At 44.7% G+C, this 25,345-nt stretch carries 15 protein-coding genes; 7 read left to right on the plus strand and 8 right to left on the minus strand.

The features are described 5' to 3' along the window. The 5 genes from LHL20_RS00005 to ilvC form a co-directional block, all read right to left on the minus strand. Nucleotides 1–619: DUF4297 domain-containing protein (locus LHL20_RS00005; RefSeq protein WP_226431765.1), on the minus strand; the 619-nt coding region annotated here is incomplete at its 3' end. A gap of 89 nt (nt 620–708) precedes the next feature. After that, on the minus strand, nt 709–1,209 hold the full coding sequence (locus LHL20_RS00010) for a hypothetical protein (RefSeq protein ID WP_226431766.1): 501 nt from the start codon (nt 1,207–1,209) through the stop codon (nt 709–711). A gap of 19 nt (nt 1,210–1,228) precedes the next feature. Continuing rightward, nucleotides 1,229–5,224, minus strand: coding sequence for an RHS repeat domain-containing protein (locus LHL20_RS00015; RefSeq protein WP_226431767.1), 3,996 nt, complete (start codon nt 5,222–5,224; stop codon nt 1,229–1,231). A 30-nt stretch (nt 5,225–5,254) separates the two neighbouring features. Next, nucleotides 5,255–5,752 carry an RHS repeat domain-containing protein gene (locus LHL20_RS00020; protein WP_226431768.1) on the minus strand — a complete coding sequence of 166 codons (498 nt, stop codon included), beginning with the start codon at nt 5,750–5,752 and terminating at the stop codon, nt 5,255–5,257. Between the two features lie 212 nt (nt 5,753–5,964). Further along, on the minus strand, nt 5,965–7,443 hold the full coding sequence (ilvC, locus tag LHL20_RS00025; RefSeq protein ID WP_226431769.1) for a ketol-acid reductoisomerase: 1,479 nt from the start codon (nt 7,441–7,443) through the stop codon (nt 5,965–5,967). Between the two features lie 156 nt (nt 7,444–7,599). Here ilvC and ilvY point away from each other — a divergent pair, with 156 nt between their 5' ends. Beyond that, entirely contained in the window at nt 7,600–8,466 is an 867-nt protein-coding gene (ilvY, locus tag LHL20_RS00030) for an HTH-type transcriptional activator IlvY (RefSeq protein WP_159625470.1), read from the plus strand. On the opposite strand, the gene LHL20_RS00035 is transcribed toward ilvY, so the two are convergent. Beyond that, nucleotides 8,463–9,977 (minus strand): YifB family Mg chelatase-like AAA ATPase, encoded by a 1,515-nt coding sequence (locus tag LHL20_RS00035; protein ID WP_159625472.1) that lies wholly within the window; start codon nt 9,975–9,977, stop codon nt 8,463–8,465. The two genes, ilvY and LHL20_RS00035, sit on opposite strands and share 4 nt — an antisense overlap. A gap of 111 nt (nt 9,978–10,088) precedes the next feature. After that, nucleotides 10,089–10,706 (minus strand): trimeric intracellular cation channel family protein, encoded by a 618-nt coding sequence (locus LHL20_RS00040; protein WP_159625474.1) that lies wholly within the window; start codon nt 10,704–10,706, stop codon nt 10,089–10,091. Between the two features lie 577 nt (nt 10,707–11,283). Here LHL20_RS00040 and ilvD point away from each other — a divergent pair. Then, the gene (gene ilvD / locus LHL20_RS00045; protein WP_226431770.1) at nt 11,284–13,134 is read left to right on the plus strand and encodes a dihydroxy-acid dehydratase; all 1,851 of its coding nucleotides are present in this window, start codon (nt 11,284–11,286) and stop codon (nt 13,132–13,134) included. Further along, nucleotides 13,134–14,681, plus strand: coding sequence for a threonine ammonia-lyase, biosynthetic (ilvA, locus tag LHL20_RS00050; RefSeq protein WP_202266147.1), 1,548 nt, complete (start codon nt 13,134–13,136; stop codon nt 14,679–14,681). The genes ilvD and ilvA overlap by 1 nt, the downstream gene beginning before the upstream one ends. A 184-nt stretch (nt 14,682–14,865) precedes the next feature. Here the strand turns inward: ilvA and plsB are convergent, their stop codons facing one another. Further along, nucleotides 14,866–17,319: a glycerol-3-phosphate 1-O-acyltransferase PlsB gene (plsB, locus tag LHL20_RS00055; RefSeq protein WP_226431771.1), complete on the minus strand. Its 2,454-nt coding sequence runs from the start codon at nt 17,317–17,319 to the stop codon at nt 14,866–14,868. A 282-nt stretch (nt 17,320–17,601) separates the two neighbouring features. Here plsB and LHL20_RS00060 point away from each other — a divergent pair, with 282 nt between their 5' ends. The 4 genes from LHL20_RS00060 (at nt 17,602) to ctaD (ending at nt 25,272) form a co-directional block, all read left to right on the plus strand. Further along, entirely contained in the window at nt 17,602–21,162 is a 3,561-nt protein-coding gene (locus tag LHL20_RS00060) for a hypothetical protein (RefSeq protein ID WP_226431772.1), read from the plus strand. Between the two features lie 112 nt (nt 21,163–21,274). Further along, the gene (gene lexA / locus LHL20_RS00065) at nt 21,275–21,901 is read left to right on the plus strand and encodes a transcriptional repressor LexA (RefSeq protein WP_159625479.1); all 627 of its coding nucleotides are present in this window, start codon (nt 21,275–21,277) and stop codon (nt 21,899–21,901) included. Between the two features lie 584 nt (nt 21,902–22,485). Then, entirely contained in the window at nt 22,486–23,649 is a 1,164-nt protein-coding gene (gene coxB, locus LHL20_RS00070) for a cytochrome c oxidase subunit II (protein WP_226431773.1), read from the plus strand. A 9-nt stretch (nt 23,650–23,658) separates the two neighbouring features. Next, nucleotides 23,659–25,272: a cytochrome c oxidase subunit I gene (gene ctaD / locus LHL20_RS00075; RefSeq protein WP_159625483.1), complete on the plus strand. Its 1,614-nt coding sequence runs from the start codon at nt 23,659–23,661 to the stop codon at nt 25,270–25,272. Nucleotides 25,273–25,345: the final 73 nt, after the last annotated feature.

Below are 25,345 nucleotides of genomic sequence, written 5' to 3' on the forward strand. Positions count from 1 at the left end.
GAGCAGGTCTTTCAGGAAACAGGGTATTGAAAAAATCGACCAATTTTCCTTTGGTTAACTGTTCATGATCTTCTAAACGTAAAGGTGATTTGACTAAAAAAAACTTGCTTAACCCAATCAAATCACAATAGCCGTGATTATCCCCTTTAATGGCTTCCCACACTCTTTCTTTGTCAGCAATAGCTAGCTGTTTAAATGAAACAATGTCGAAGTCTAGCCCTTTATTTCCACACTCGAGTTTGTTAGACAACCCCTGATTTGATGCAAATACTAACTTTTTAGTGTTGTCAGGGAATAAATTTTGATTTCCGTACAGCTTGCCAATAATTGAACTTAAGTCATCATCAGTCTCATTTTTAACCAACGAGTTAATGGTCCAGTTACCTGTTTTTTTTGACTTTACTTGGTAAAAGTTAGCAGATGTCGGCGAGGATGCTGAATTAAGAACAACGATATCTTCATGGTGTTCGAAGACCATTAAATAGTCATCGCCCTTAAGTTGAAGGTCAATCAGCTCACAAAAAGCCCAATTTTTCTGGTAGTCAAATCTATTAGAAGATCTAGCTCCGGCAGATTCCCTTGGCTTTCGTTCTGCAAAGCTGTCTATAAACTCAGCCAAAAGTGCCTCCCATATTTTTTAGCCAACTTTCATTCAAAATTTAAAGCCCCGCACGAGCGAGGCTTTGGATTCAAATCCTCTGGAAAATTTTACAATGGTAAAACTCTCAAGTCGTCGATAAAAACTTCTGGTTCGTATTCACCATCATAAAATTCAGCTTTAACAGATATCGCTCCCGGTGCTGGGGATGTAGATATTAAAACTTGTTCGTCTTGGTCGTTAGTCAATAGAAGACCGCACTCAGCTACGACATCATCTTCTTCATTAACCAACATAAATACCTTGGAAAACGATATCGGTTTCAATTTACAGAAGTTAAACTTGTCGCGGTTGCTCAACAATTTTTCTTCTATAATTTCTAGCTTTAAATACCCATATTCCTGCCAGCTTTTACTATCAGAACTTTCGACATCGGAAGAGCAACATAAAACAATACTGTTATCTTTGAGTTCAAAGAATAACCGTAGAGACCATGTACAGGTCAAGCTCTGGCTTTTAGGAATCTCGAACCCAACCAGCTTCGAACCGAGGACTAATTCGGTAATTTTTTTTATTCCTTGGTCACCGGTATTTATCGAAAGATGTTTCATAGTGAATTCCATTACCTATTTATTTTTTATCATAGTGCAGTGTTTCATGAGGTTTATCACCATTCGCTGGGATGTCAATACTTGCACCTCCACTACTATTTTTGGGTCTGCCAAATACCCCATTTTCACCTATCTGACTTCCCGGGGGCGCAGAATCTCCCTCTCCGGCGGGCCTTGTTTCTCCAGCAAGCGTACCCAAATCTGTCTCATAGTCACCTGTACCACCATTTTCTGGTGTTAATGGTCCCGAAGTATGCCGATTTCCACTTCTGTTTGGGCCAGCCCTATCATCGCTTTGATCGCCAACCAGATCATTTGGTAGGTCAGGCGCAGACTCATTCATTGCATTTATTGCTTCTGATCCTGCGTATCCAGCCGCTGCCGCAGTAGCAACAAAAACTGTCGCCTTCGCTAAAGCCACAATTTCGGGAACAAAGAGCAATACAACAGCGAATTCACCTGTCGGATCAACCATATTTATTGGATCATTCCCCACATAAGCATAAAGATTCATCTGATCTTCATAGCCCACCGGGTCAGTTTGCAGGAATCGCCCTAGCTTTGGATGATAAATCCGTGCTTTGTAGTAATACAACTCAGTATTTGGCAGGCGAATTTGACCTGTATACCTAAATCTATCGGAATAGTTGTCTTGTAACTCACCAAAAGGGCCGTACTTATAAGTTCTAATTATTGAACCTGACTGGCGCGTGGTGGCCATAATAGAACCACGTTCATCAGCATGTAGGTAGCGTTTGTCTGAAGTACCACTGCCTTCGTACCACAATAAGGGTTGGTCTACACCTAAACCGTGAATGTATCTACGCAGTAAGGTACCACTAGTATTATATTCCGCTACAAGCGCATCGCCATCGTATAAAAACGTTGTTTTACTGCCACCGCTAGTAACACTGTCCAGCATACCTTCTGCATCGTAGTCTAACTCGACCACTTGGCTGCTTTTAGAAGCGCGCTCGAGGCGGTTGAACGCATCGAAAGTATAACTCCAACCGTCAAAACTTTTAAGGTTACCGTTGTTATCGTAATTCAGTGCTTTACCATCAACGTAATCGTATTGGTTGAGGTTGTTAGTTACATAGTCTTGCCTACCCAAACGTGGAAGTGTGGTATGAAACGCAGAAGACGTTACCATTCGAGTAATCAGCTGCCCTGCAGGGTTATAGCTAAAACTACTATTGTTGATACCAGTATGATCGTAATGCTTCAACCTACCAATAGCATCAATTTCAATAGCTGTATTTTTGCCATTGGAACGCGTAATGGCGTCGGGGTTATCTAGGTCATCGTATCCAAAGGAGAACAGTGTAGTTGTACCACGTTCTTTAATGGAGTTAAGCGCACCAGAGCTATTGTAATGGTAGGTAATATAAAATCCGTCTGGGTAGGTAAGGCGTTTACGCTGCCCGCCGGGATAATAATCATAGCTTAACGTACGACCATTTTTCTTCCTTGTTTTTACCCTTCCAAGGCTGTTGTAGGTAGTTTCAATGTAGGCACTACCGCGTTCTACTTTCTTTTGTCTGCCTAAACCATCATAGTGATATGTGATATTCGTTTCGTTAGGTACCGATGTAGACGATGGATTATTTAACGCATCGTAGTAATAGGTAAATGTGTTGCCATCGCGTTTGCGCCACTTGTGCTTCATACCATCTGCGTAGTAGGTATGCTGTTCGTAGGTGTTGTCTGGAAAGGTTGTTCGATATAGACGGTCGAATCCGTCGTATTGGTACACAGTGGTGTTGTCGTTACCGTCTTTGCGAGAAGCCAGTTGGCCATTATCGGTATAAGTAAACGCCACTTCCAGCCCTTCGGACGAAGTGCCAACGCCTTCTGTTATAGTGCTTACATTAGAATTTGCATTGTAGGTGGTGACTACAATACGGTCTGGTCCTTCGTCACCCTCTTGGCCAAGTTGGCATGCAGACGGCATACTGTAGTTAAAGCGGCTCTTATTCATGCGTGTAACAGCGCACTCTTGCCTGTTTAAACCGTCGTAACTAAATTGCAGGTAGCCTTCAATACTGCTCCCTAAATAGTTCTTTCTCGACGTTAGTAAACCATAGCTGTTAAAGCCATTTACCACTTTAGATTTCACACTCAGCGAAGTCGAAGTGGTACTGGTTAACGTACCAGTTTCAACAACATTTGCCTGATTATCTTGACTGCGATATGTAGTACGCTTCGTTACGTAGCGGTTGTTACTGTTTTTAGGGCCAATTTCCCACGTTAAACGGCCTGATGCGTCATAGCGATAGTGCGTTTTATCGCTGCTTCCACTTAACGGGCCATCAGCCGTTTTAACTCGGCCATCCTCATAGTAGGTGTAAGTTGTTACTTCAGATGCTGAAAATTTGCCATTGGTTCGCGTGATTGTTTTCGGTAATGCAGTATCGTTCCAATACTCGTACTGGGTAATTTGCTCTTTCTCAGTGCCGCACTCTTGACTACCGCATACAGATACAGAGCGAAGAAGAGTTATACCAGCGTTGTTGGTGTCCCACTCTTGTGTGGTAATGCGTGACTGCCCGCTTTGGCCTACAGGTTCTGTTTTTGTTAGCATTCCGCCGTGACTGGCGAAGGTATAAGTTGTTGTTTTACCCTCAGCATCTTTTGTCCAATCAGGTCTAAAACAAACAAGGTCAGCACAATTTACTGGGTAGTGTGCCTGCTCTATTATATTTGACCCTGATTGGCCTGGTTTAACGGAGGTTGTAACTTTAGTGATATTACCTAGCCCGTCATACTGATAAGCAATGCGATTACCTTCCGGAAAGGTGATGGTTTTAACTAACCCTTTGTCCCACGTATATTGTGTAGTGTTTCCTAGTGCATCGGTGTCAGATGTGATTCGTCTGCCATAGGAGCCATAATCGCCTATCTCTACGTCGCGAAAATACCCTTCTGGACCCGTAATTGTAACTTGCTTTACCTGAGTGCTAGCCGATAGGCCACTTCCAGCAGCTAAGTAATCGTAATTGAAGGTTTGCCCAGCTCTTTTTACACTGGTTACAAAAAATTGATGGGTGGTTGGCCCGTGGTTTTGATTGGCAGATGTAATGTGTAGCTGGTTAATAGAGGAAGAGGGCTGTTTTAGTGTGTAATTCGCCGCGTAATCTGAATAGCCAAGACCATTACCAAAACCTGATGTTTGCCAAGTTCTGCCATTCAAGTCGGTTACGCTGCCACTGCTATAGGTATGTTTAGCGAGTGCTACACTACTTCCAACTTTTGTTATGGTAGCAGTAGATACATCGCCCCAGCCGTTGGTAATGTTGTTTGTTCTATACGTAATATCAAGTTTGTAACCCGTCGATGATGTTACAGTTGTTGGACGATAGTATTTAATTTTTTGACCAACGGCTGACGGGTATGAATATGTATAGGTGTCATAATCAAAATCTAAACGTTCGCCATTCGGGAATGTAATTGTACTGATGTAGTAGTTGCCAACAGTGTGCTCAGGCTTGGTTAAGTCGTTGTTAGTGAACAATGACGACTCCAGATTGTAAACAACGTGGATGCCTGTACTTCCTTGCTTGTAAACGAATACTTTACCATTGAGGTTGCTCAACAATCTTGAGCCAGTAGGCGTTGAAGGCGAACACTCATGAGTAACACAAGTGAACGATTCTGAAACACTTCTTCCATAAGTTAATGAAATTTTTTCGGTACGCTCTATAAACTGCGTAGTATTAGAAGTATTTCTATATAAAGTAACGTTTAGCATCCCTGTAAACTGCTGTACTGATTTAAAAGACAGATTGGGAGCTGCTGGAATACTTAATGTTGGGTAGTCTGCGTAGTACTTCCCTGTTATCAGGTCAACGCCATTTACATCTGGCGCAAGGTGTTCCGGCTTTAGTTGTGTAAATTCAGTATGTACTACGTTGCCAGATAGGCTAGCCAGTGCATTAAATGAAGTGAGTAATAAAATCAATGCGGCAACAGTCAGGGTGACGAAGCCATTCGAAATGGATTTAAAATTTAGCATAATGAATAACAGTCTGTGAGTTGCACGTAATTAGAATAATGGGCCGCTTGAGCTAATAACACGGATTAGTTTGCTGGCAGTATCTTTTTCGCTCCCGTAACTACAAGTTAGAAGCAAGCCAATATTGCTATTCACCACAAACGACACGTTACCAATAGATGGTAGGTTGGTATAGCTAACATCACCGTCTATTTTGCAATGAGTTGTGCTAGTAGATATCCAGCTTAAGGTTACTCTAGTGCCTGCATTTACACTTGAAGGTCCGGTAAAAGATGTGATGTTTGGGCGAGGTACTAATGATTCAGTTTCATCAGCAGTTGCAACTCTGTTGCCTGCATCATCATAGGCGTATTTGTTTGATTTTTGTGATTGGTCGGTGGCGTCTATCAACCTACCTCGACTATCGTATTTATAATTGGTCTCATAATCTTGGGCAGCTGCAAAAAGAGGCGTAAAGCTAAATGTAGCAACAGTTAATAGAGCGATAATAAGAGGGGAGATTGGGCGAAAATGCGAAACATCACACATTAAACAATCCTTGTTAGGTCAATAAAGCGGCAAAGATTACGTGAGCATCGGCGCAGTTGTCAAGCGCCTCGGCCCACAAGTTCACGCCGCGTCGAAAAGGCCAAAGTAGAACGTCAATGGACAACTAATATACTTTCCGTAGCGCATAAAAAAGCCCGACCAAAATGGTCGGGCAAGAGGGCTTAGTTAAGCACCTAACGACAGAAACTGTCTTAACCTATAATGGCTTTCATGTCAGTCATGTAGCCACGTAAGGTTTTACCTACCGATTCCACACCGTGTGAACGAATGGCTTCGTTAATTTCAACAAGGCGTTTGTTCTCTACTTGATTAGAAGTAACATTCAAACCCTTACCAATCACACTTGTGTCAATCGCAGGCATAAACTTATCACGCAAAATTGGAATTGCCGCATTGGCAAATAAGTAGTTTCCATATTCCGCAGTGTCAGAAATTACCACGTTCATTTCATACAAACGCTTACGCGCAATGGTGTTTGAAATTAGTGGTGTTTCATGTAGTGATTCATAGTACGCAGACTCTGGAAGAATACCGGCTTCTACCATTACGTCGAACGCAACTTCAACACCACATTTGATCATGGCAACTAACAAGATGCCGTGGTCAAAGAATTCTTGTTCGCTGATTTCACCTTCAAAAGCGGGTGCATTTTCAAACGCGGTTTCACCGGTTTCTGCACGCCATTTAAGTAGGTTCGCATCGCCGTTTGCCCAGTCTTCCATCATTGTGCGAGAGAACTCACCGCTGATGATGTCGTCTTGGTGCTTTTCAAATAGCGGACGAAGTAAATCAGTCAATTGTTCAGAAAGCTCAAATGCTTTCACTTTTGCAGGGTTAGACAGACGGTCCATCATGTTGGTCACGCCGCCAATCTTAAGTGCTTCAGTAATAGCTTCTAAACCATACTGAATAAGTGCACCTGCATAGCCTGGGTCGATGCCGTCATCAACCATTTTTTCAAATGCAAGCACTGCTGCTACTTGTTGCATACCACATAAAATGGTTTGCTCGCCCATTAGGTCAGATTTCACTTCAGCCACAAACGATGACTCAAGCACACCTGCGCGGTCGCCACCTGTTGCACTTGCTAGTGCCTTGGCAGTGTCCCAGCCTTTACCTTCAGGGTCGTTTTCTGGGTGCACAGCAATTAGTGTAGGAACACCAAAGCCACGCTTATATTCTTCACGTACTTCTGAGCCTGGGCTTTTGGGTGCACACATAACAACAGTAATGTCGCTACGAATTTGCTGGCCCTCTTCAACAATGTTGAAGCCATGTGAGTAACTCAGCGTTGCCCCTTCTTTCATAAGTGGCATTACTGCCTCAACCACACTTGCGTGCTGCTTATCTGGGGTTAGGTTGTATACTAAATCTGCATCAGGAATAAGCTCCTGATAAGTACCAACAGTGAAACCATTGCTGGTAGCGCGTTTGTAAGAGTCGCGTTGCTCATCAATGGCTGCTTGGCGCAGCGCATAAGAAACATCCAACCCTGAGTCACGCATATTCAAGCCTTGGTTAAGGCCCTGCGCGCCGCAGCCTACAATGACAATTTTCTTGCCTTTTAGAAACTGACAACCGTCAGCAAATTCTTCGCGTGCCATGAAACGGCAGCGGCCTAGCTGATCTAACTGCTGGCGAAGTGACAGGGTGTTGAAATAATTAGCCATAAAAATTTCCGAACAACATTCATTTTTGTCGATATCACACGCCAACCTTGGCGTTGATAGACCTCGTCTATGACGACTTGGTATTGAGACTAAAAGATTTCTTTTATTTTGGAAAATGATATATTTGCAAGATAACATTGCAAAAAGTGAAATATTATGGATTTCAGAAGCCTTCAGCTCTTTAATCACCTTGCTACTAGCTTACATTTTGGTATTACTGCAGAGGCCATGTATGTGTCGCCCTCAACCCTAAGCCGCGTTATTCAGCGCTTAGAAGACGAGCTAGGTTGTACGTTGTTTAAACGGGATAACCGCAAGGTGGCGCTAACCCATAGTGGACACAAGCTGTTGGCATTTTCAAAACAGGCGTTAAAAGACTGGCAACAACTCAAAGTAGATTTGAAAGAAGACAATGACGCGCTGCAAGGCGAGCTCAGCGTATTTTGCTCGGTTACCGCCAGTCAAAGCCATTTGCCGGCTATGCTTCGACAGTTCAGACAGCAACATCCGGGCGTTGATATTCGTCTTATCACGGGTGACCCTGCCCTTGCGATTGAAAAGGTGAAAGGCAAACAGTGCGATCTTTCAATTGCCATTTACACGCCTGATATGCCCACCGACTTGCATTTCACTGCTCTTGATAATGTGCCTTTGGTACTGATTGCGCCGCGGGAATGGCGGCTAACACAACTAAGTCAACTGGACTGGACCAAGCATCAGGTGATCATGCCAGAAACGGGCCCTACGCGGCGAACCGCCTATCATTGGTTTGCTGAACACGGTATTCGACCGAATGTGTATGCCTACGTGGGCGGTAACGAAGCCATTGTGAGCATGGTGGCGCTTGAATGTGGCGTGGGATTTGTACCTAAAGTAGTGCTTGATCATTCGAGTATGGCCAATGCCGTCACGCAAATTCAGGTTGATGACATCGAGCCGTATGCATTGGGTTTATGCTGCTTGCAGGATAAACAAAACGAGCCTCTTATCAACGCATTTATGGAGCTCAACGCACAGCGCTAATTGGAACTTAGTTGCTTTATTAAGTTGTCTAGCGCTCTATAGCCTAGGGCTTCAGCAATGTGTGCACGACTTACTGCACTTTCGTCTTGTAAATCGGCGATGGTGCGGGCCACCTTCAATGTGCGATGAAACACGCGCATCGATAAATTTAACTGTTTAGCCGCGGCCTGCAAAAACTGTAAGTCGGCAGACGTTAGCTTGCAAATGTCAGCAAGTTCACCTGCGTTTAGCGCCCCATTGGGCTTGCCTTGGCGCATAAGCTGTTTTTGACGAGCGGCGGCAACGAATTGTTTTGTTTGAAACAAAGTGTCATCAGGTTTATTGCTGGGTGCAGGTAAGTCGTAATCAGGCAACCGAGGCACTTCTACTTGAATATCGATTCTATCAAGCAATGGCCCTGATAATCGGTTTAAGTAATTTAATTGCTGCTGCGGAGTAAGTCTGTTGTCGTCAATATCGCCTGTTGGGCTTGGATTCATGGCTGCCACTAGCTGAAAATTTGCAGGGTAAGTGGCACTGCCCGAAGCGCGCGATAAGTGAACGTCGCCTGTTTCTAGTGGTTCGCGCAGCACATCTAACGCCTTACGACCAAATTCAGGAAGCTCATCCAAAAACAAAATACCATTGTGTGCCAGTGATATCTCACCCGGTACAGGATGTGAACCTCCTCCGGTAAGGGCCACCGCCGAGCTTGTGTGATGGGGAGATCGCAAATGCCGTTGTAAGAATTGCTCGGCGTTGAGCCGTTCGCCTTTCACCGAATGAATAGCCGCAACTTCAAGGGCCTCTTCTTCTGTCATGTCGGGCAGAAGGGATAGCATTCTGCTGGCTAAAAGGCTTTTTCCTGTACCGGGCGGACCCACCATTAGTAAATTATGCGACCCTGTGGCGGCGATCATAAGAGCTCGTTTGGCTTGGGCTTGCCCAATAATGTCGTCCCACCCCGTTGACGGTTGGGGCTTATGGTTCAGGCTAAAGGGTTGCCCTTTTGCTAACGTTTTATTTCCCGCCAAGTGCTCGTAAACTGACAGTAGGTCAAAGGCCGGATAACGCGTGGCGTGCGATACTAATGCCGCTTCAATGTCGTTATCGCCCGGGTAAATAAGGGGTATATCTTCGTTCGCCGCGGCCATTACAACAGGAATTAGCCCATTTACAGGCTTTATCTCGCCGTTAAGCCCAAGCTCGCCAACAAACGCTAGGTTGAGCAATGCAGTGTCAGAGATATAACCTGATGCGGCTAAAATGCCCATAGCAATGGGTAGGTCGAAGCGTCCACCGAATTTGGGGATATCTGCAGGCGCAAGGTTTACAGTAATACGCTTAGCAGGGAAGTCGAAGCCGCTATTAATGAGAGCGCTGCGTACCCGCTCTCTCGCTTCTTTCACGCTGGTTTCAGCCATACCTACCAATTGAAAGGCCGGCAAGCCATTGGCAAGGTGAATTTCTACACGTACTTCTGGCGCAGATACTCCCTGCCCTGCAAAAGTTTTTACCACCGCCATGCCCATAACTAAGTTCGTCCTCTCTAGGTAGCGCTGCTCGCTTGATACAATGCAAAACAAGCACTATAGAGAAAACGACTCACTAATTTTACTGTACAACAGGCGAGTTCTTCAGTCTTAATGGTGGTCGTTGTAAAAGACAGGCAGTTGCCAATGCCAGCGCATAGCACCTAAACGAAACAACACGGTGGTGATCAGTGCTGCAATACCACACCACTGAGTGGCAAAGTCTAGCTGCATACCTACGCCATACACTACACCGCCCGCTATACACGTCATGGCGTAAAGCTCTCCGTTGAGCACTAATGGCACTTCACGACAAATTACATCGCGCAGTAAACCACCGAATACGCCTGTGATAGTACCCATCGCGACCGCCACAGCCATACCTGTATCGTTGGCCAAGGCTTTTTCGATGCCCACTACATTAAATAAGGCAAGCCCAAACGCATCGGCAATAAGTAAGTAGTGATAGGGAAAACGCGGACTCACACGTAGCCATACAATAGGAATAAATGCGGCAATTAAGGTGGTGTACAAATAGTCGGTATCGGCTATCCAAAATACGGGTACATCTAACATAACATCGCGCAATGTGCCGCCACCAATGGCAGTTGCGCTAGCAAGTACCACAACACCAAAACCATCCATCCGCTTTTGGTATGCCATTAGGGTGCCCGATATTGCACATACCGCAACACCGGCTAGGTTTAACCAGTGAAACCAATCAAACATGTTTACAACCTTTGTTTGCTGTGTAGAAAAAGTGCCGAAATAGGCGCGTTACTGACCATATTATTGTTAACTTAACCGTGGCTGTTGTGGGCAAAATACTTGATCACGCGCAGTGTTTCATGCTATTTCTTTGCCCAATGTCATTACGTAGCAGCCACTATGTGATGAAGTTAGAGGTTAAGCCATAGCCTCATACGAACAACATTTCATTTTTACAATGCCAATGGATTTGCGCATTGTTAGTCAAATATATCACTAAAAACAAGGTGCTACCTATTGGTGGCTGATGCTTGTTGTCCTACATTCTAGACGATTGAAGAGGGTTTGTTACATGATTACCGCCTTCGGAAATGGTTAACACGATTTTTTCGTTTTTCTTTATGTTATTGCTGTAGCAACACAGGTACGTAATGTAAACAATATCGAAGTGGATGCAGGTCGTCGTGGCCGTATAATAAAACAAGCATAAACATACTATGCTTTGGTGTATGCAACCAAAACGGGTTATGCCCGGTTTATAAGCGATTTTTAAGTTTCACAAAGCGGCCAATAGGCCCTAATTTAACGGGAAGGATTTATGCCCAAGTTACGTTCTGCAACTACCACGCAAGGTAGAAATATGGCGGGGGCTCGCGCGTTGTGGCGAGCCACTGGAATGAAAGACTCTGATTTCGGAAAGCCTATTATTGCTATTGCGAACTCATTTACGCAGTTTGTACCTGGGCACGTACACCTTAAAGATCTTGGTCAGCTTGTTGCGCGAAGCGTTGAAGCTGCTGGTGGTGTAGCGAAAGAATTCAATACCATTGCGGTGGACGATGGCATTGCAATGGGTCATAGCGGCATGTTGTATAGCCTGCCTTCTCGGGAAATTATCGCTGATGCGGTAGAGTACATGGTCAATGCCCATTGCGCAGACGCTATTGTATGTATCTCTAATTGCGACAAAATTACCCCAGGTATGTTGATGGCGTCTATGCGTTTGAATGTACCTGTTATTTTTGTCTCCGGTGGTCCTATGGAAGCTGGAAAAACTAAGCTTTCCGATCAACTTATCAAGCTCGACCTTGTGGATGCCATGGTCGCTGCGGCAGATGATAATGTAAGCGATGCAGACAGCGATGAAATTGAGCGCTCTGCCTGTCCTACCTGTGGTAGTTGCTCGGGTATGTTTACCGCCAATTCAATGAACTGTTTAACCGAAGCGCTTGGTTTGTCGCTACCAGGTAATGGTTCGATGCTGGCAACACATGCTGACCGTGAAGGGCTATTTAAGAAAGCGGGTGAGCAAATTGTTGAGTTGTGTAAACGCTACTATGGCGACGATGATGAAAGTGTATTACCGCGTAATATTGCGAACTTTAAAGCGTTTGAAAATGCAATGAGCCTTGATATTGCCATGGGCGGCTCGACCAACACCATTTTGCACTTACTGGCCGCGGCAATGGAAGGCGAAGTACCTTTCACGATGGATGATATCGATCGACTTTCACGCAAAGTGCCACACCTGTGTAAAGTGGCGCCATCTACGCCGAAATACCACATGGAAGACGTACACCGTGCTGGTGGTGTTTTAGGTATCTTGAACGAGTTAAACAAAGCTAATCTATTGAACACCGACGTCAATCACGTGCTAGGTAAATCACTCACTGATGTTATCAGTGAATGGGATATTACCAACCCAGAGAATAAAGATGCGATTACCTTCTATCGAGCAGGTCCTGCCGGCATTCGTACTACAAAGGCGTTCAGCCAAGATTGCCGTTGGGATGACGCAGACGACGATCGCGAAAACGGTTGTATCCGCACCGTAGAGCATGCGTATAGCCAAGAAGGTGGTCTTGCCGTGTTGTACGGTAACCTTGCTGAAGACGGTTGTATTGTTAAAACGGCGGGTGTTGATGAGTCAATTCTAAAATTCACCGGTACGGCGCGTATTTATGAAAGCCAAGATGATGCAGTGGCGGGAATCTTGGGTAACGAAGTAAAAGCAGGTGATGTGGTGTTTATTCGCTATGAAGGACCGCGTGGCGGGCCGGGTATGCAGGAAATGCTATATCCTACGTCTTACCTTAAATCAAAAGGCTTAGGTAAATCGTGTGCACTTGTTACAGATGGCCGCTTCAGTGGTGGTACATCGGGCCTATCTATCGGCCACTGCTCACCAGAAGCCGCCAGTGGTGGTGGTATTGGTTTAGTAGAAGATGGCGACAAAATTGAAATCGATATTCCTAATCGCAGTATCAATATTGTCATTAGCGATGAAGCGTTAGCCGAACGCCGCGCTAAAATGGAGGCCAGCGATAAACCTTGGCGACCTAAAAATCGTGTGCGTGAAGTGTCTACATCACTTAAAACGTTTGCGGCACTCGCAACAAGTGCTGATAAAGGTGCTGTGCGCGATGTAAGCAAACTGGAAAACTTATGATGGCAAGTGAGCACGTAAGCGATCACGATTATCTAAAAAAAATCTTACTGGCCCCCGTGTACGATGTGGCGGTAGCCAGTGAGTTATCATACATGTCGCTGCTATCGGCAGAGCTTGATAACGAGATATTCTTAAAGCGAGAAGATCAGCAGCCAGTAAAGAGCTTTAAACTACGCGGTGCCTATAATCGCATTTGCGCCTTAAGCGATGAACAGCTTAAGGCGGGCGTAATTGGTGCGTCGGCGGGAAACCATGCACAAGGGCTCGCTTATAGCGCGAAAATGAAGGGTATTCAGGCCACTATCGTCATGCCTGAAACCACACCTGATATCAAAGTGGATGCAGTACGTCGCTTCGGTGGAGATAACGTCAATGTTGTCCTTCACGGTACCAGCTTTGACCAAGCAAGCAGTCATGCTAAAACGCTGTGCGACACTCATGGCTATACCTTTGTACCGCCATTTGACGATCCAGACGTTATTGCCGGACAAGGAACAGTCGCCCGCGAGCTACTCGAGCAAAACCCTAACCTTGATATTCTGTTTATCGCGGTTGGTGGTGGTGGTCTTGCCGCAGGTATTGCCGTATATCTAAAGCAGCTTAAGCCCAGCATTAAAATTATTGCAGTTGAGTCTGAAGAGTCTGCATGCTTTATCAAAGCGCGTGAAAACGGTGAGCCCACCGCGCTTGAAAGCGTGGGTATTTTTGCCGACGGTGTAGCGGTAAAAATTATGGGACAAGAGACCTTTAGATTGTGTAACCGCTTTATCGACGACACCATTACGGTGACGAACGATGAAATTTGTGGTGCGATCAAAGATATCTTTGATGATACCCGCGTTATTGCCGAGCCTGCTGGCGCATTGTCGGTCGCAGCTATTCGTAAATATGCAAAACAACATGATCTGCACGGTAAGAAACTCGGTGGTATTTTGTGTGGTGCGAACATTAATTTTCACACCCTTCGCTATGTCTCTGAACGCTGTGAGCTAGGCGAGCAAAAAGAAGCAGTGTTTGCAGTAAAAATCCCTGAAACGAAAGGCGCGTTTAAGCAGTTTTGTGAATGCGTGGGTGCAAAGGCAATTACCGAGTTCAATTATCGCTACGCCAGTGAAAGCGAAGCGCATATCTTTGTAGGTGTGAAGCTAAAAGGTGGTCAGCAAGAATACCTTGCACTACAAAGCGATCTTGAAAGTAAAGGGTATGACGTTGTCAACCTTACAGATAATGAACTGGCTAAGTTGCATGTGCGTCATATGGTCGGCGGCCGACCGCCTTCTATCTTGAACGAACAGGTATTTAGTTTTGAATTTCCTGAGCGTCCAGGTGCACTGCTTAATTTCTTAAATACTTTAGGTGAACAGTGGAATATCACGCTATTTCATTACCGTAACCACGGCGCCGCGGAAGGTTTAGTCTTGGCTGGCTTTGATATTGCGCCAGATAGCCGTGATGACTTTAATCAACATGTCGCAGAGCTTGGCTACAAAGTAGAAGAAGTGACCGACAATCCGGCTTACCGCTTCTTCTTGTCCCAGCCACACTAGTTAGTCTGACTGGCCTTGTTATGTTGGCAAGGCTTTTCGAGGTGCAGCGTTTTGCTTTGCATCGCTTCATGTTAAGCACTGGCTTACTGTGGAGCGATGTGAAGCAGCAATAAAAAAGCCCAAACGCGCAAGGTTTTTCCAAGGCGGTTTGGGCTTTATTGTTAGAGCAAGGTTTATTGCGTGCTTAGTTGTCTGTGCTTAAGGCTACATTTTCGAGGTGCTGCATCATCTCTGGCCAGATGAGTGCCATGACATCTTCTCGCAACGCTTCACATTCCTCTGAATACTTCAAGCTGCCGTCCTTTTCAGAGTCTAACCAGTGGTTGTCTTTAAGCGCACTGATAAAACTTGATAGTACGTTTTTGTCGTAGAACTCAGGCGAGCTCAGTCCGTACAGTGTCGATAGGCGCTCTGCCACTTTCTTACTTTCACGCTCAAGGGCGCTGCGGCTGATCACTTTCTCTTTGTCTAGGATGGTGAGTACTACCGCATAGCGCTGCAACGTTTCTTGCATACAACGGCTCAACAGCCATGCTGAATGGAATTGCTTACAATGCGCATCAGGTGGCAACAAGTCTTCACCTTTTTGACGAAGTAATCCGTTGTCTAACAGCGCAGTAATCAGTGCATCGGTATGCGCTAACGCTTCGTCTTGCGATAAATGTAAGAACAACTCTTTTTGTAACAACGGATATAGCGCCGCGATCAGCTGTAAAATAGCATTGCGGCTGGTTCCTTTTTTCGCGAACACCGATGCCATAATCAGTCCGGGTAACGCAAAGAGATGTAAAATGTTATTGCGATAGTAAGTTAAGTAAACCGCAGACTTAGGCTGCGGGCTTATCAGGCGACCATAGTCGTCTTCTTTTACTTCGAATTTGCCTAATTTCAATGTATCGCGCAGCAACTCGTCTGCTGTAGAGTCAGGAATAGTGGCGTCGTCGCTAAATGGCACCGCTTTAAATAATTCAATAAAGTCGCCTAGCGCTTGTTTTAGCTCAGTTTCGCTCATGGTTTGTGTCTTTGATGACAACAAACAAAGCGATGTTAACGCCATTCCGTTTAACGCGGCGGCGCGGTTGATACGTGTCATAACATTGTTCGCCAGCTCATTTACGGCGGGTGTTAACCATGCCGGTTTCTTCTCTGGCTCAGCGTCACGACAATCACGCCAGTTAGGCACATGATTTTCTAAAAACTGGTTAAGCTGAATAGGCTCGCCAAAATTCACATAGCCATGACCATAGTTTTTCAGCTTCTTAATGGCAGAGAATACCTGCAAGTTAGACTCTTTTTTCTTCTTAGAGCCCTTTAACTCGTTGAGGTAGCTTTTTACCTCCATTACGTTTTCATAACCAATGTACACAGGCACGATACTTACAGGGCGATTAACGCCTTTTAGCATTGCCTGAATTGTCATGGCCAACATACCCGTTTTCGGAGGAATAAGTCTTCCGGTGCGGCTTCTACCACCCTCTGGGTAATATTTCACTGAGTAACCTTTGTTAAATAACAACTCAAGGTATTCTCTAAATACGGCTGTATAGAGCTTGTTACCAGCAAAACTGCGACGCAAGAAAAACGCGCCACCACGCCTAAACATTTTGCCAACAGGCCAAAAGTTGAGGTTTATGCCAGCGGCAATATGAGGCGTAACCATGCCTTCGTGATAAATCACGTAGGTCAGCAATAAGTAGTCCATATGACTGCGGTGGCACGGAACATAAATAATTTCGTGGCCATTGGCGGCGAGTTCACGAATCCTATCGGCATGACCTACGCTTATTCCGTTGTAGATCTTATTCCAAATACGTGTAAGTAGGCGATCGCCAAACCTTATTAAACCTTCCCGATAGTCTGCGGCAATTTCGGTTATGTAAGATTGCGCAGTCTCTTTGGCTTTCTCGTGGGTAACTTTCTTGCTGCGAGACTCTTCGGCAATGGCGCGTCGCACCGCATCAGAGCCCAATACACTATTATTGAGTTCTTGGCGTTCAAGTAATGTTGGGCCTGTCATACTTTGACGCTTTCGCTGGAAGTGAGTACTTGCTACGCGAACCAGCTTATGGGCAATACTTTGATCGCTACCATGCTGGTTTGACATGGCGCGAGCCGATACGGCTTTCGAATAATTAATAAAATTGTCGCGACCCAAAAACAGCACAATAAACAATTTACGTAACCAACTAGGTGCTGCTTTATCGGCAATTAAGTCGCTAAGTCCTGGGTTGCCTTTGCCTGGCGCTCTTCCCCAAGTTACAAATACTGGCACCACCTGCAAGTCTAGATTTTCGTGATCGCGGTGCAGGTGGAATAATTCAGTAAAGACTTCTTCAATGTCAGTATCTTTTGCTGAAGAGCGAAAGATAGGCTGAGTTTTACGTAAAAATAATGTGGACGAATACTCTCGCCCTGCAAGCGCCAACGTCTCTGTTGGGCTTGGTAAACCTAGTGCTTCAGTCGACATTCTAAGTGCCAACTGGTCGGTCACTGAGTTAGTGGGAAGTAGATAGACAATTGGCTTGTTCTTATCTATTCCTAATTCGGTTTCAACGTTTACTGGAATACTATGCGCTTTAACCAGTAACTTAACAGGATAATGAAACACCGACAAAAGGGCTTTTCGCATCCACGACATGAAGTATGTAATCCTATGAAATAAAAACGGGAGAAGTGTAACACAGTTGGCGATTTATCTCGCGATATGCCAATACTATCGTTTTTCTTGCTTTACTGACTCCTTAGCGCGAAGTAAGTTCAAAAGTGTTGACGGCTTGCTCGCCGGCTGACTGAAGCATTGCCAGATAAACAAAGATAAGTTATAAGAACGTAATATTTTATTGTAGTTAACACAAAGTAGGCGTGTTGTGAGCTGTTGGCTAATGAATAGCCTCCATGTCTACCAAATCAGGGACGATGTATGAACACTTCGCGCTTGGGTTTTGCTAGCCTTTTTTCAATTGTAGCTTTAACTGCATGTGGTGGTGGAGGTGGCTCTAGCTCATCGCCTAACCCAACACCTGCGCCACCTCCAGAGCCAACTTCATTAGAGATTTTATCAAATCCATTAGACTATTCTATTGCGCAACTAGACACTGCTGCAAAGAACTACGCTAATAGTAGTTACACGGGAAAATCAAACGTTGCCACGGCAGATATTGACGCTGTTCAAAATGTGTATATCGCGCTTTTTGGTGAAGATCTCGCTAGCTCACCTTATCTTGACGTATTTGAGGTTTACGACTTTGCCGATGATAATGGAAATATTGATGGCGTCACTCAATGTTCAGATAGCGGCTCTATTACTTATTCTGGAAAACTCGATCTGGACGACGGGACCGGGACAATAGTCATCGATTATGATCAATGTATTCATTATTATCTAAATAAGTACCATGATGGTCAGATTTCTGTAGCTATTACTCAACTAGACGACAATAATTTTGAGGCAACATCTTACTTCACAAGTCTTTCGATAGGGCAAGGTAGCCAGCGCGCAACACTAAAGGGGCTAATTAAATTCGCGTTAAATTATCATGAATTTAACGGTAACTATAGTGAGACATACACGCAGTATTTGACCGCTACATTTAGCGGCGAAACTTATAAAATAATTGGAACAGCATACGACGGCGTAAAGGATGGCCGTTATACCACTGAATATGACGGTACAATGCATATCGGCTCAAAAGGTAAGCTTGATTTTTCTTATTTCTCAGAGGAAGGCGGGCTGCCTTATGCATATCAAGGTTCCCTTGTTGTTAAAGGCGATAAAACGGCTGGCATTGATATTATGCAAGGCGCGGTTCGCTACGGTGAAGATACTGATGGAGATGACACATATGATGTTGGCGTGTTCTTCAGCAATATCGAAACCTTCGCAAGCAGCAATACCGCTAATATTGTTCTATCAGACATCGAAACTATTTCTGCGCCGCCTGTTGTAAGTGAACCCTATTATTATGCCTATGAACCCGTTTATACTTCTGACGATATAATCGTCGAGCAAGGATATTATTACGATCCCGATACGCCAGACTCTGATCTATCGATATCCTATCGCTGGTATATCAATAATAATGTAGTAGATGGCGTCAACGGTACTACCCTACCCGCATACAATGCTGTGTTCGGCGATGAATTGAAAGTAACCATGGTGGTGTCTGACGGTAGTAATATTGTCGAATCACAGCCGGTATTCATTACCATCAGCGATTCTCCAATGACACTTACCGTCTCTAATATGCCAGACTCTGTAGTGGCAGGTGGTTACGTTGAGTTCACTGTGAGTATGACTGACCCAGACCGAATTAGTGGTGATGCTGCAGGTCAGCTTGTCTCTGCGCCCACTGGAGTAACCCTTAGTGACGAAGGTTTACTTACTTGGCAGGTGCCAGAAGAGCAATTGTTTAATGAACAAACTTATGTTTTTAGTTTTGCTAGTTTAGACGGTGTGGAGAGCCTTCAAACCGTAGAGATAACTTCATATGCAGATAAGGCCCCAGCGTTTGCACGCACTACCTCAATAACGCCGGTTTTCAATCAAGGTTTCGCACTTGCCTCAGTCGATGGTGTGAATGAGCTCATAACGGTTAGTCACCGCAACGTGGGAGCTTTCTCATTAAAAGGTAATACGCTAGAAAATACCTATGTATACCCTTACAAGCTTCCAACGAGGGGAGAAATTAAAGGCGTTTATACACAAGACGTAGACGGCGACGGCAATGACGAAATATATATTCTCACTGAACAAGGCCTGTCGGTTATAAAAGATCGAAACAATAATGCGGAAGCTGTGTTTGTAATAGAGGGTAACATTGGCTCTGGATGGCTCTTCGATATTGATAGCGACGGTGTTGATGAAATCGCATACCTACACGGTAATCGCTCATACGATATGACCTCTATCTCTATTCATGATGTAACAACAGGAGAGAAGTTACAGCAGTATGATATAGACGGTGTATCCACCCTATCTTTTGGCAATGTAGACGACGATGCGTCTATCGAGATGGTGACTAACAACGGATACGTCTTTGACATTGAAAGCGGCGCTAATCAATGGCTACTTGGCAGTGGATTCAGCGACGCATACGTAGTTGTTGGTGACATGAATAATGATGGCATCGATGAAATCATCGGTGCCGACTATTACGAAAATATCTCGGTCTATTCTGCCGTTTCGAAAAGTAGTTTGGCAACAGCGACGTATAACGATATCTGCGATATGTCTTATACCAAAGATGACGCGACTAATGAGGGAATGGTCGTTATTTCTGAGTGCCAATGGGGAGAGATCAAAGCACTCACACTGGAAGGGAGTCAAATATCAGAAAAATGGAGCATTAATCACAATACATATAGCGGCATATCACTTCTAATTGGCGATCTGAGCAACGATAACAGTGATGAAATTATCTGGGTCGGAGACTATCAAATCTTAGTTGCACAGCAAGAGGCTAGTGGCGATTATGTGTTGTCAGATATTAAAACTGAGGCACATTCATCCCATTATTTTGCTGCTGGTTGGGCACCGTTTGGTGATAACGATGAAAGAGCTGTTTTTGTAAGTAATACAAATAATTACGACACGTCCATCCAAATTCTGTCAGTAGATAAAGAAGATAACATCACAGTAAGTGAAGAGCTCGGCGACGACGCTTACGATTATAGCCGACCAGTAGTGACTGATTATAACAATGATGGTGTGGGTGAATTATTAACCGGGGCTTTAGATTACAACTCATCATTCAACGTAGTTCAGCTGTCAGATAATTCAACTCAGTGGACACTAAGCCAAAATCATAACAGTCAAATCTCGCTGATTGAAGCCGTTGATGTCAATGAAGATGGCTTTATTGATGCTGTTGTAATTGAAAATGACCGGCTAAAAGCCTACGACATCGAGAACCAGATACTCGTTGATTCGATCATCAGTGACTTCTCCATTGTTGCTGTTGCGGAATTAACGAATAACGGCGAGCAGTTCTTCGCTGTGAGTGGCTATGAGTCACTGAAGCTATATAAGATGCAAGAGGGTGAGTTCATTGGTTTGAATGAGCTTCAAACTGTTTGTAGTCAATTGCTTCGTATCAATTCTGATAGCGATGATGCCTTTGAGTTTGCATGTCTAGACACAACTCATAATGTGATAAATATCTACGATGTGACAAACGACGCATTGGTGCTTAAAGACACCATTTCGCTGACTTTTTACCCGCAAAATATTGCGGTAATCCCTACGACTTCATCTAATCAATCGATACTCGGCATTTATCCGACTAACGAATATGATTCTTCATACGGGTACTATGACAATATTAATTATCGAGTTGCTGAGCTTGATAGCAAAGGGAACGTTATTTGGCGTAGTCCCTCAATAAGCATTGATAATGTAGATGGTTTGCGTATTCGAAAAAATAATGCCAACAAAGTAGAGCTGCAAATAGGTAACCCAAACATGGCTCTTCTGGTGAAATAAAGGCAATACACTTGTCGCAGAATAATGCTTTTGGCAAAAGACGCGGCAAGTGCTTGTTATTTAAATTTAGGTGTATATACTTACAGGAACTGTATGAACAGACAGGTCTTTTATGCGCCCACTCACAGCTCGACAAACCGAAGTTTTAGAACTTATTAAAACGACCATGCAAGAAACGGGAATGCCACCTACGCGTGCAGAGATAGCACGACAGCTTGGTTTCCGTTCTGCTAATGCGGCAGAAGAACATTTGAAGGCCTTAGCGCGTAAAGGTGTTATTGAAATTCTGCCTGGTACTTCTCGTGGCATTAAATTGAATATTCCACTGGAAGATGAAACACCAGAGGAAGAAGGGCTACCGCTTATTGGGCGCGTAGCAGCGGGCGAACCTATTCTAGCGCAAGAGCATGTTGAGTCGCATTACAAGGTCGATCCTGCGCTATTTCAACCTCAGGCAGACTTTCTGCTACGTGTAAACGGTATGAGTATGAAAGATATCGGTATTCTTGATGGCGACTTATTGGCTGTGCATCGCACTACTGACGTACACAATGGTCAAGTTGTTGTTGCCCGGGTGGATGAAGACGTCACGGTTAAGCGTTTAGAAAAGCGCGGGCGAGAAGTATTACTGCACGCCGAGAACGATGAATTTGCACCTATAAAAGTTGATTTGGCTTCACAACCTTTTGCTATTGAAGGTATAGCGGTGGGTGTTATCCGAAACGCTGACTGGATGTAAGGTTTCGGCAGGTTAATGTAAAAGCGGCCGTGTAGCCGCTTTTTTTGTACCTTAACTTTCACTTTTGTTGGCTGTTCTATGCATGAAGGTTGTTTTTTGAACAGTCTGTCAAAAAAGTTTAATTTTTTTGTAATCACACCAGAACGTCAATTTTTTCGTGCCGCAAGCGCTTTTTAATCCTGTTACTTTTGACAAGACTACGTTTGAAAATATCCATATTCGCATTTTTATGTATTGATTTTTAACGACTTATATTGATTTCCTTATCGCCTCATCTGTTCCAAATGAGCGTTTAAAAGTTTCACGACGTACTCACACTCCACACCGCATCACTGCACTAACAAGGTGCAGCTAGCCAGCATGAAATGATTAAATTTTAACCATCTCGTTAAATTTTTAGCAGAAAAGACTAGACGGCACGTCATTATTGCGCAATTCTTATACAGAGATTAACAAAATAATAACAATGACTCTAAATTTGTTTTACAAATTGCAGTTGTGGGTCAATCGTTCGCAAACCACTTGGTAGGGACAGCGCGCACTAACATTTAGCGTTAATGGTTCTACCATTACGGAGGTGCTGAGTGAAACAACTAATGACCGTCATGGCAAAAGGGTTTGCTAGTATACCCCTTTTGCTTTTTTCTCATTTCCTTTTTGCGCAGGAGGCTGCAGAAGAAGTTTCTTCTCTTAACCTCAGGCGCGGCGCAACTGACATTAGCGGGCAGGTGTATGACCTGCACATGTTAATGTTTTTCATTTGCGTCGGTATTGCAGTAGTCGTGTTTGGCGTAATGTTCGCCTCTATGTATCTGCACAGAAAGTCACGAGGCGCTAAGCCCGCGAATTTCCACGAAAACGTAAAAGTAGAAATCGCGTGGACTGTAATTCCGTTCCTTATCCTCATTTTTATGGCGGTTCCCGCTGCCAACACGCTAATTGCAATGGAAGACGTCTCTGAACCGGATATGACGGTATTGGTGACGGGTTCTCAATGGAAGTGGCACTACAAATACATGGATAGTGACGTAGAGTTTTACTCGTTGCTGGCTACGCAGCGCGAGCAAATTGAAAACAAGTTTGAAAAAACGGAAAACTATCTTCTTGAAGTTGACCGTCCGCTTGTCATTCCCACAGGTCAAAAAGTTCGTTTTCTGATCACATCTGACGACGTTATTCATTCTTGGTGGGTTCCCGATTTCGCAGTTAAGAAGGATGCAAATCCCGGCTTTATAAACGAAGCATGGGCCAAGGTTAACGAACCCGGGGTATATCGCGGTCAGTGCGCTGAACTTTGCGGCAAAGATCATGGTTATATGCCTGTTGTGGTTATTGCGAAAGAGCCTGCTGAATATGCTGCTTGGATGAGTGAGCAGGAAGACATTATTCGTAAAGCGAAAGAAGAAGAGCAACGCCTTCTGTCGATGAATATGTCGATGGACGAACTGATGAAAGAAGGTGAGCGAGTCTATAACGCAACATGTGCAGCTTGCCATATGCCAAATGGTGAAGGTCTGCCGGGCGTATTCCCTGCTCTTAAAGGCAGCAAAATGGCGCTAGAAGATCAGGAAGGACATATCGATATTGTGCTTCATGGTAAATCAGGTACCGCCATGCAAGCGTTCGGCAAAATGTTAAGCCTCAAAGAAATTGCTGCAGTGGTGACTTATGAACGTAACGCGTGGGGTAACAACACGGGTGACATGGTACAGGCGAAAGACGTTAACGCCGTGGCAACGGGTAACTAGGAGCGAGTTATGAGCAAAGCAACTGAAGTCATTTCGCCAGATTCAACTGTGCATCACGACGATCACGATCACCACGATCATATACCGAAAGGTATTACTCGATGGTTGTTTACCACCAACCATAAAGATATCGGTACATTGTATTTGTGGTTCGCCTTTATCATGTTTTTGGTTGGTGGGGCCATGGCAATGGTCATTCGTGCTGAACTTTTTCAGCCGGGTTTGCAAATTGTCGACCCTAACTTCTTTAACCAGATGACCACTGTACACGGTCTAATTATGGTATTTGGTGCGGTAATGCCAGCCTTTACTGGGCTTGCCAACTGGTTAGTACCTATGATGATAGGAGCGCCAGATATGGCCCTCCCGCGTATGAACAACTGGAGCTTTTGGATTTTACCAGGGGCATTTCTTATTCTTTTGAGCTCACTGTTTATGGAAGGCGGCGGCCCAGCATTCGGCTGGACGTTCTACGCGCCACTTTCAACTACATATAGCGGTGATTCAACGGCACTGTTTGTGTTCTCAGTTCACATTATGGGTATCTCATCCATTATGGGGGCAATTAACGTTATTGTGACTATCTTCAATATGCGTGCCCCTGGCATGACATGGATGAAAATGCCGTTATTTGTTTGGACATGGCTAATTACAGCGTTCCTACTGATTGCGGTAATGCCCGTATTAGCGGGTGCAGTCACCATGGTACTTACTGATAAGTTCTTTGGTACTAGCTTCTTTGATGCCGCAGGTGGGGGTGACCCTGTTATGTTCCAGCACATTTTCTGGTTCTTTGGGCACCCTGAGGTGTACATAATGATATTGCCTGCGTTTGGTATTATCTCGCAAATTGTGCCGACCTTTTCGCGCAAAAAGCTCTTTGGCTATGCATCTATGGTGTACGCCACAGCATCTATTGCACTGTTGTCGTTCGTGGTATGGGCACACCATATGTTTACCACGGGCATGCCGGTGTACATGGAGATGTTTTTCATGTTTGCCACCATGTTGATTTCAGTACCAACTGGGGTGAAGGTGTTCAACTGGGTAGCAACTATGTGGCGCGGCTCTTTGACATTTGAAATGCCCATGATGTTTGCCATCGCGTTCATTGTGCTATTTACCATTGGCGGGCTCTCTGGACTGATGCTGGCCATTACACCCGTGGACTTCCAATACCACGACACTTATTTTGTGGTAGCGCACTTCCACTATGTCCTCGTGACTGGGGCTGTCTTCTCTATTATGGCTGCCGTTTACTATTGGTTGCCGAAATGGACTGGGAAAATGTACGACACAACTTTAGCCAAGTGGCACTTCTGGTGCTCGCTGGTTTCGGTCAACGTCTTATTCTTCCCTATGCATTTTGTCGGATTGGCAGGTATGCCACGTCGTATTCCAGACTATGCATTGCAATTTGCTGATTTCAATAAATGGATCAGCCTTGGTGGCTTCGCGTTTGGCCTATCTCAGCTCATCTTCTTGGCGCTACTTATTAAGGCGTGTAAGAAGCAAGGCGAGCCAGTGTCATCGCAAGTATGGGACGGTGCGGAAGGTCTGGAATGGGAAATTCCCTCACCGGCGCCATACCACACTTTCGAAACGCCACCTGTAGTGAAGTAGTCGCTGTCATAACAGTCAGTGTAATAGTGGACCCACTCCCCCTCATTAGAGGGGGCCACTATCTCACTAGCGC

Origin of the sequence: Alteromonas sp. McT4-15 (genome assembly GCF_020515205.1) — a bacterium.
In the GTDB taxonomy this organism is placed as follows: Bacteria; Pseudomonadota; Gammaproteobacteria; order Enterobacterales; family Alteromonadaceae; genus Alteromonas.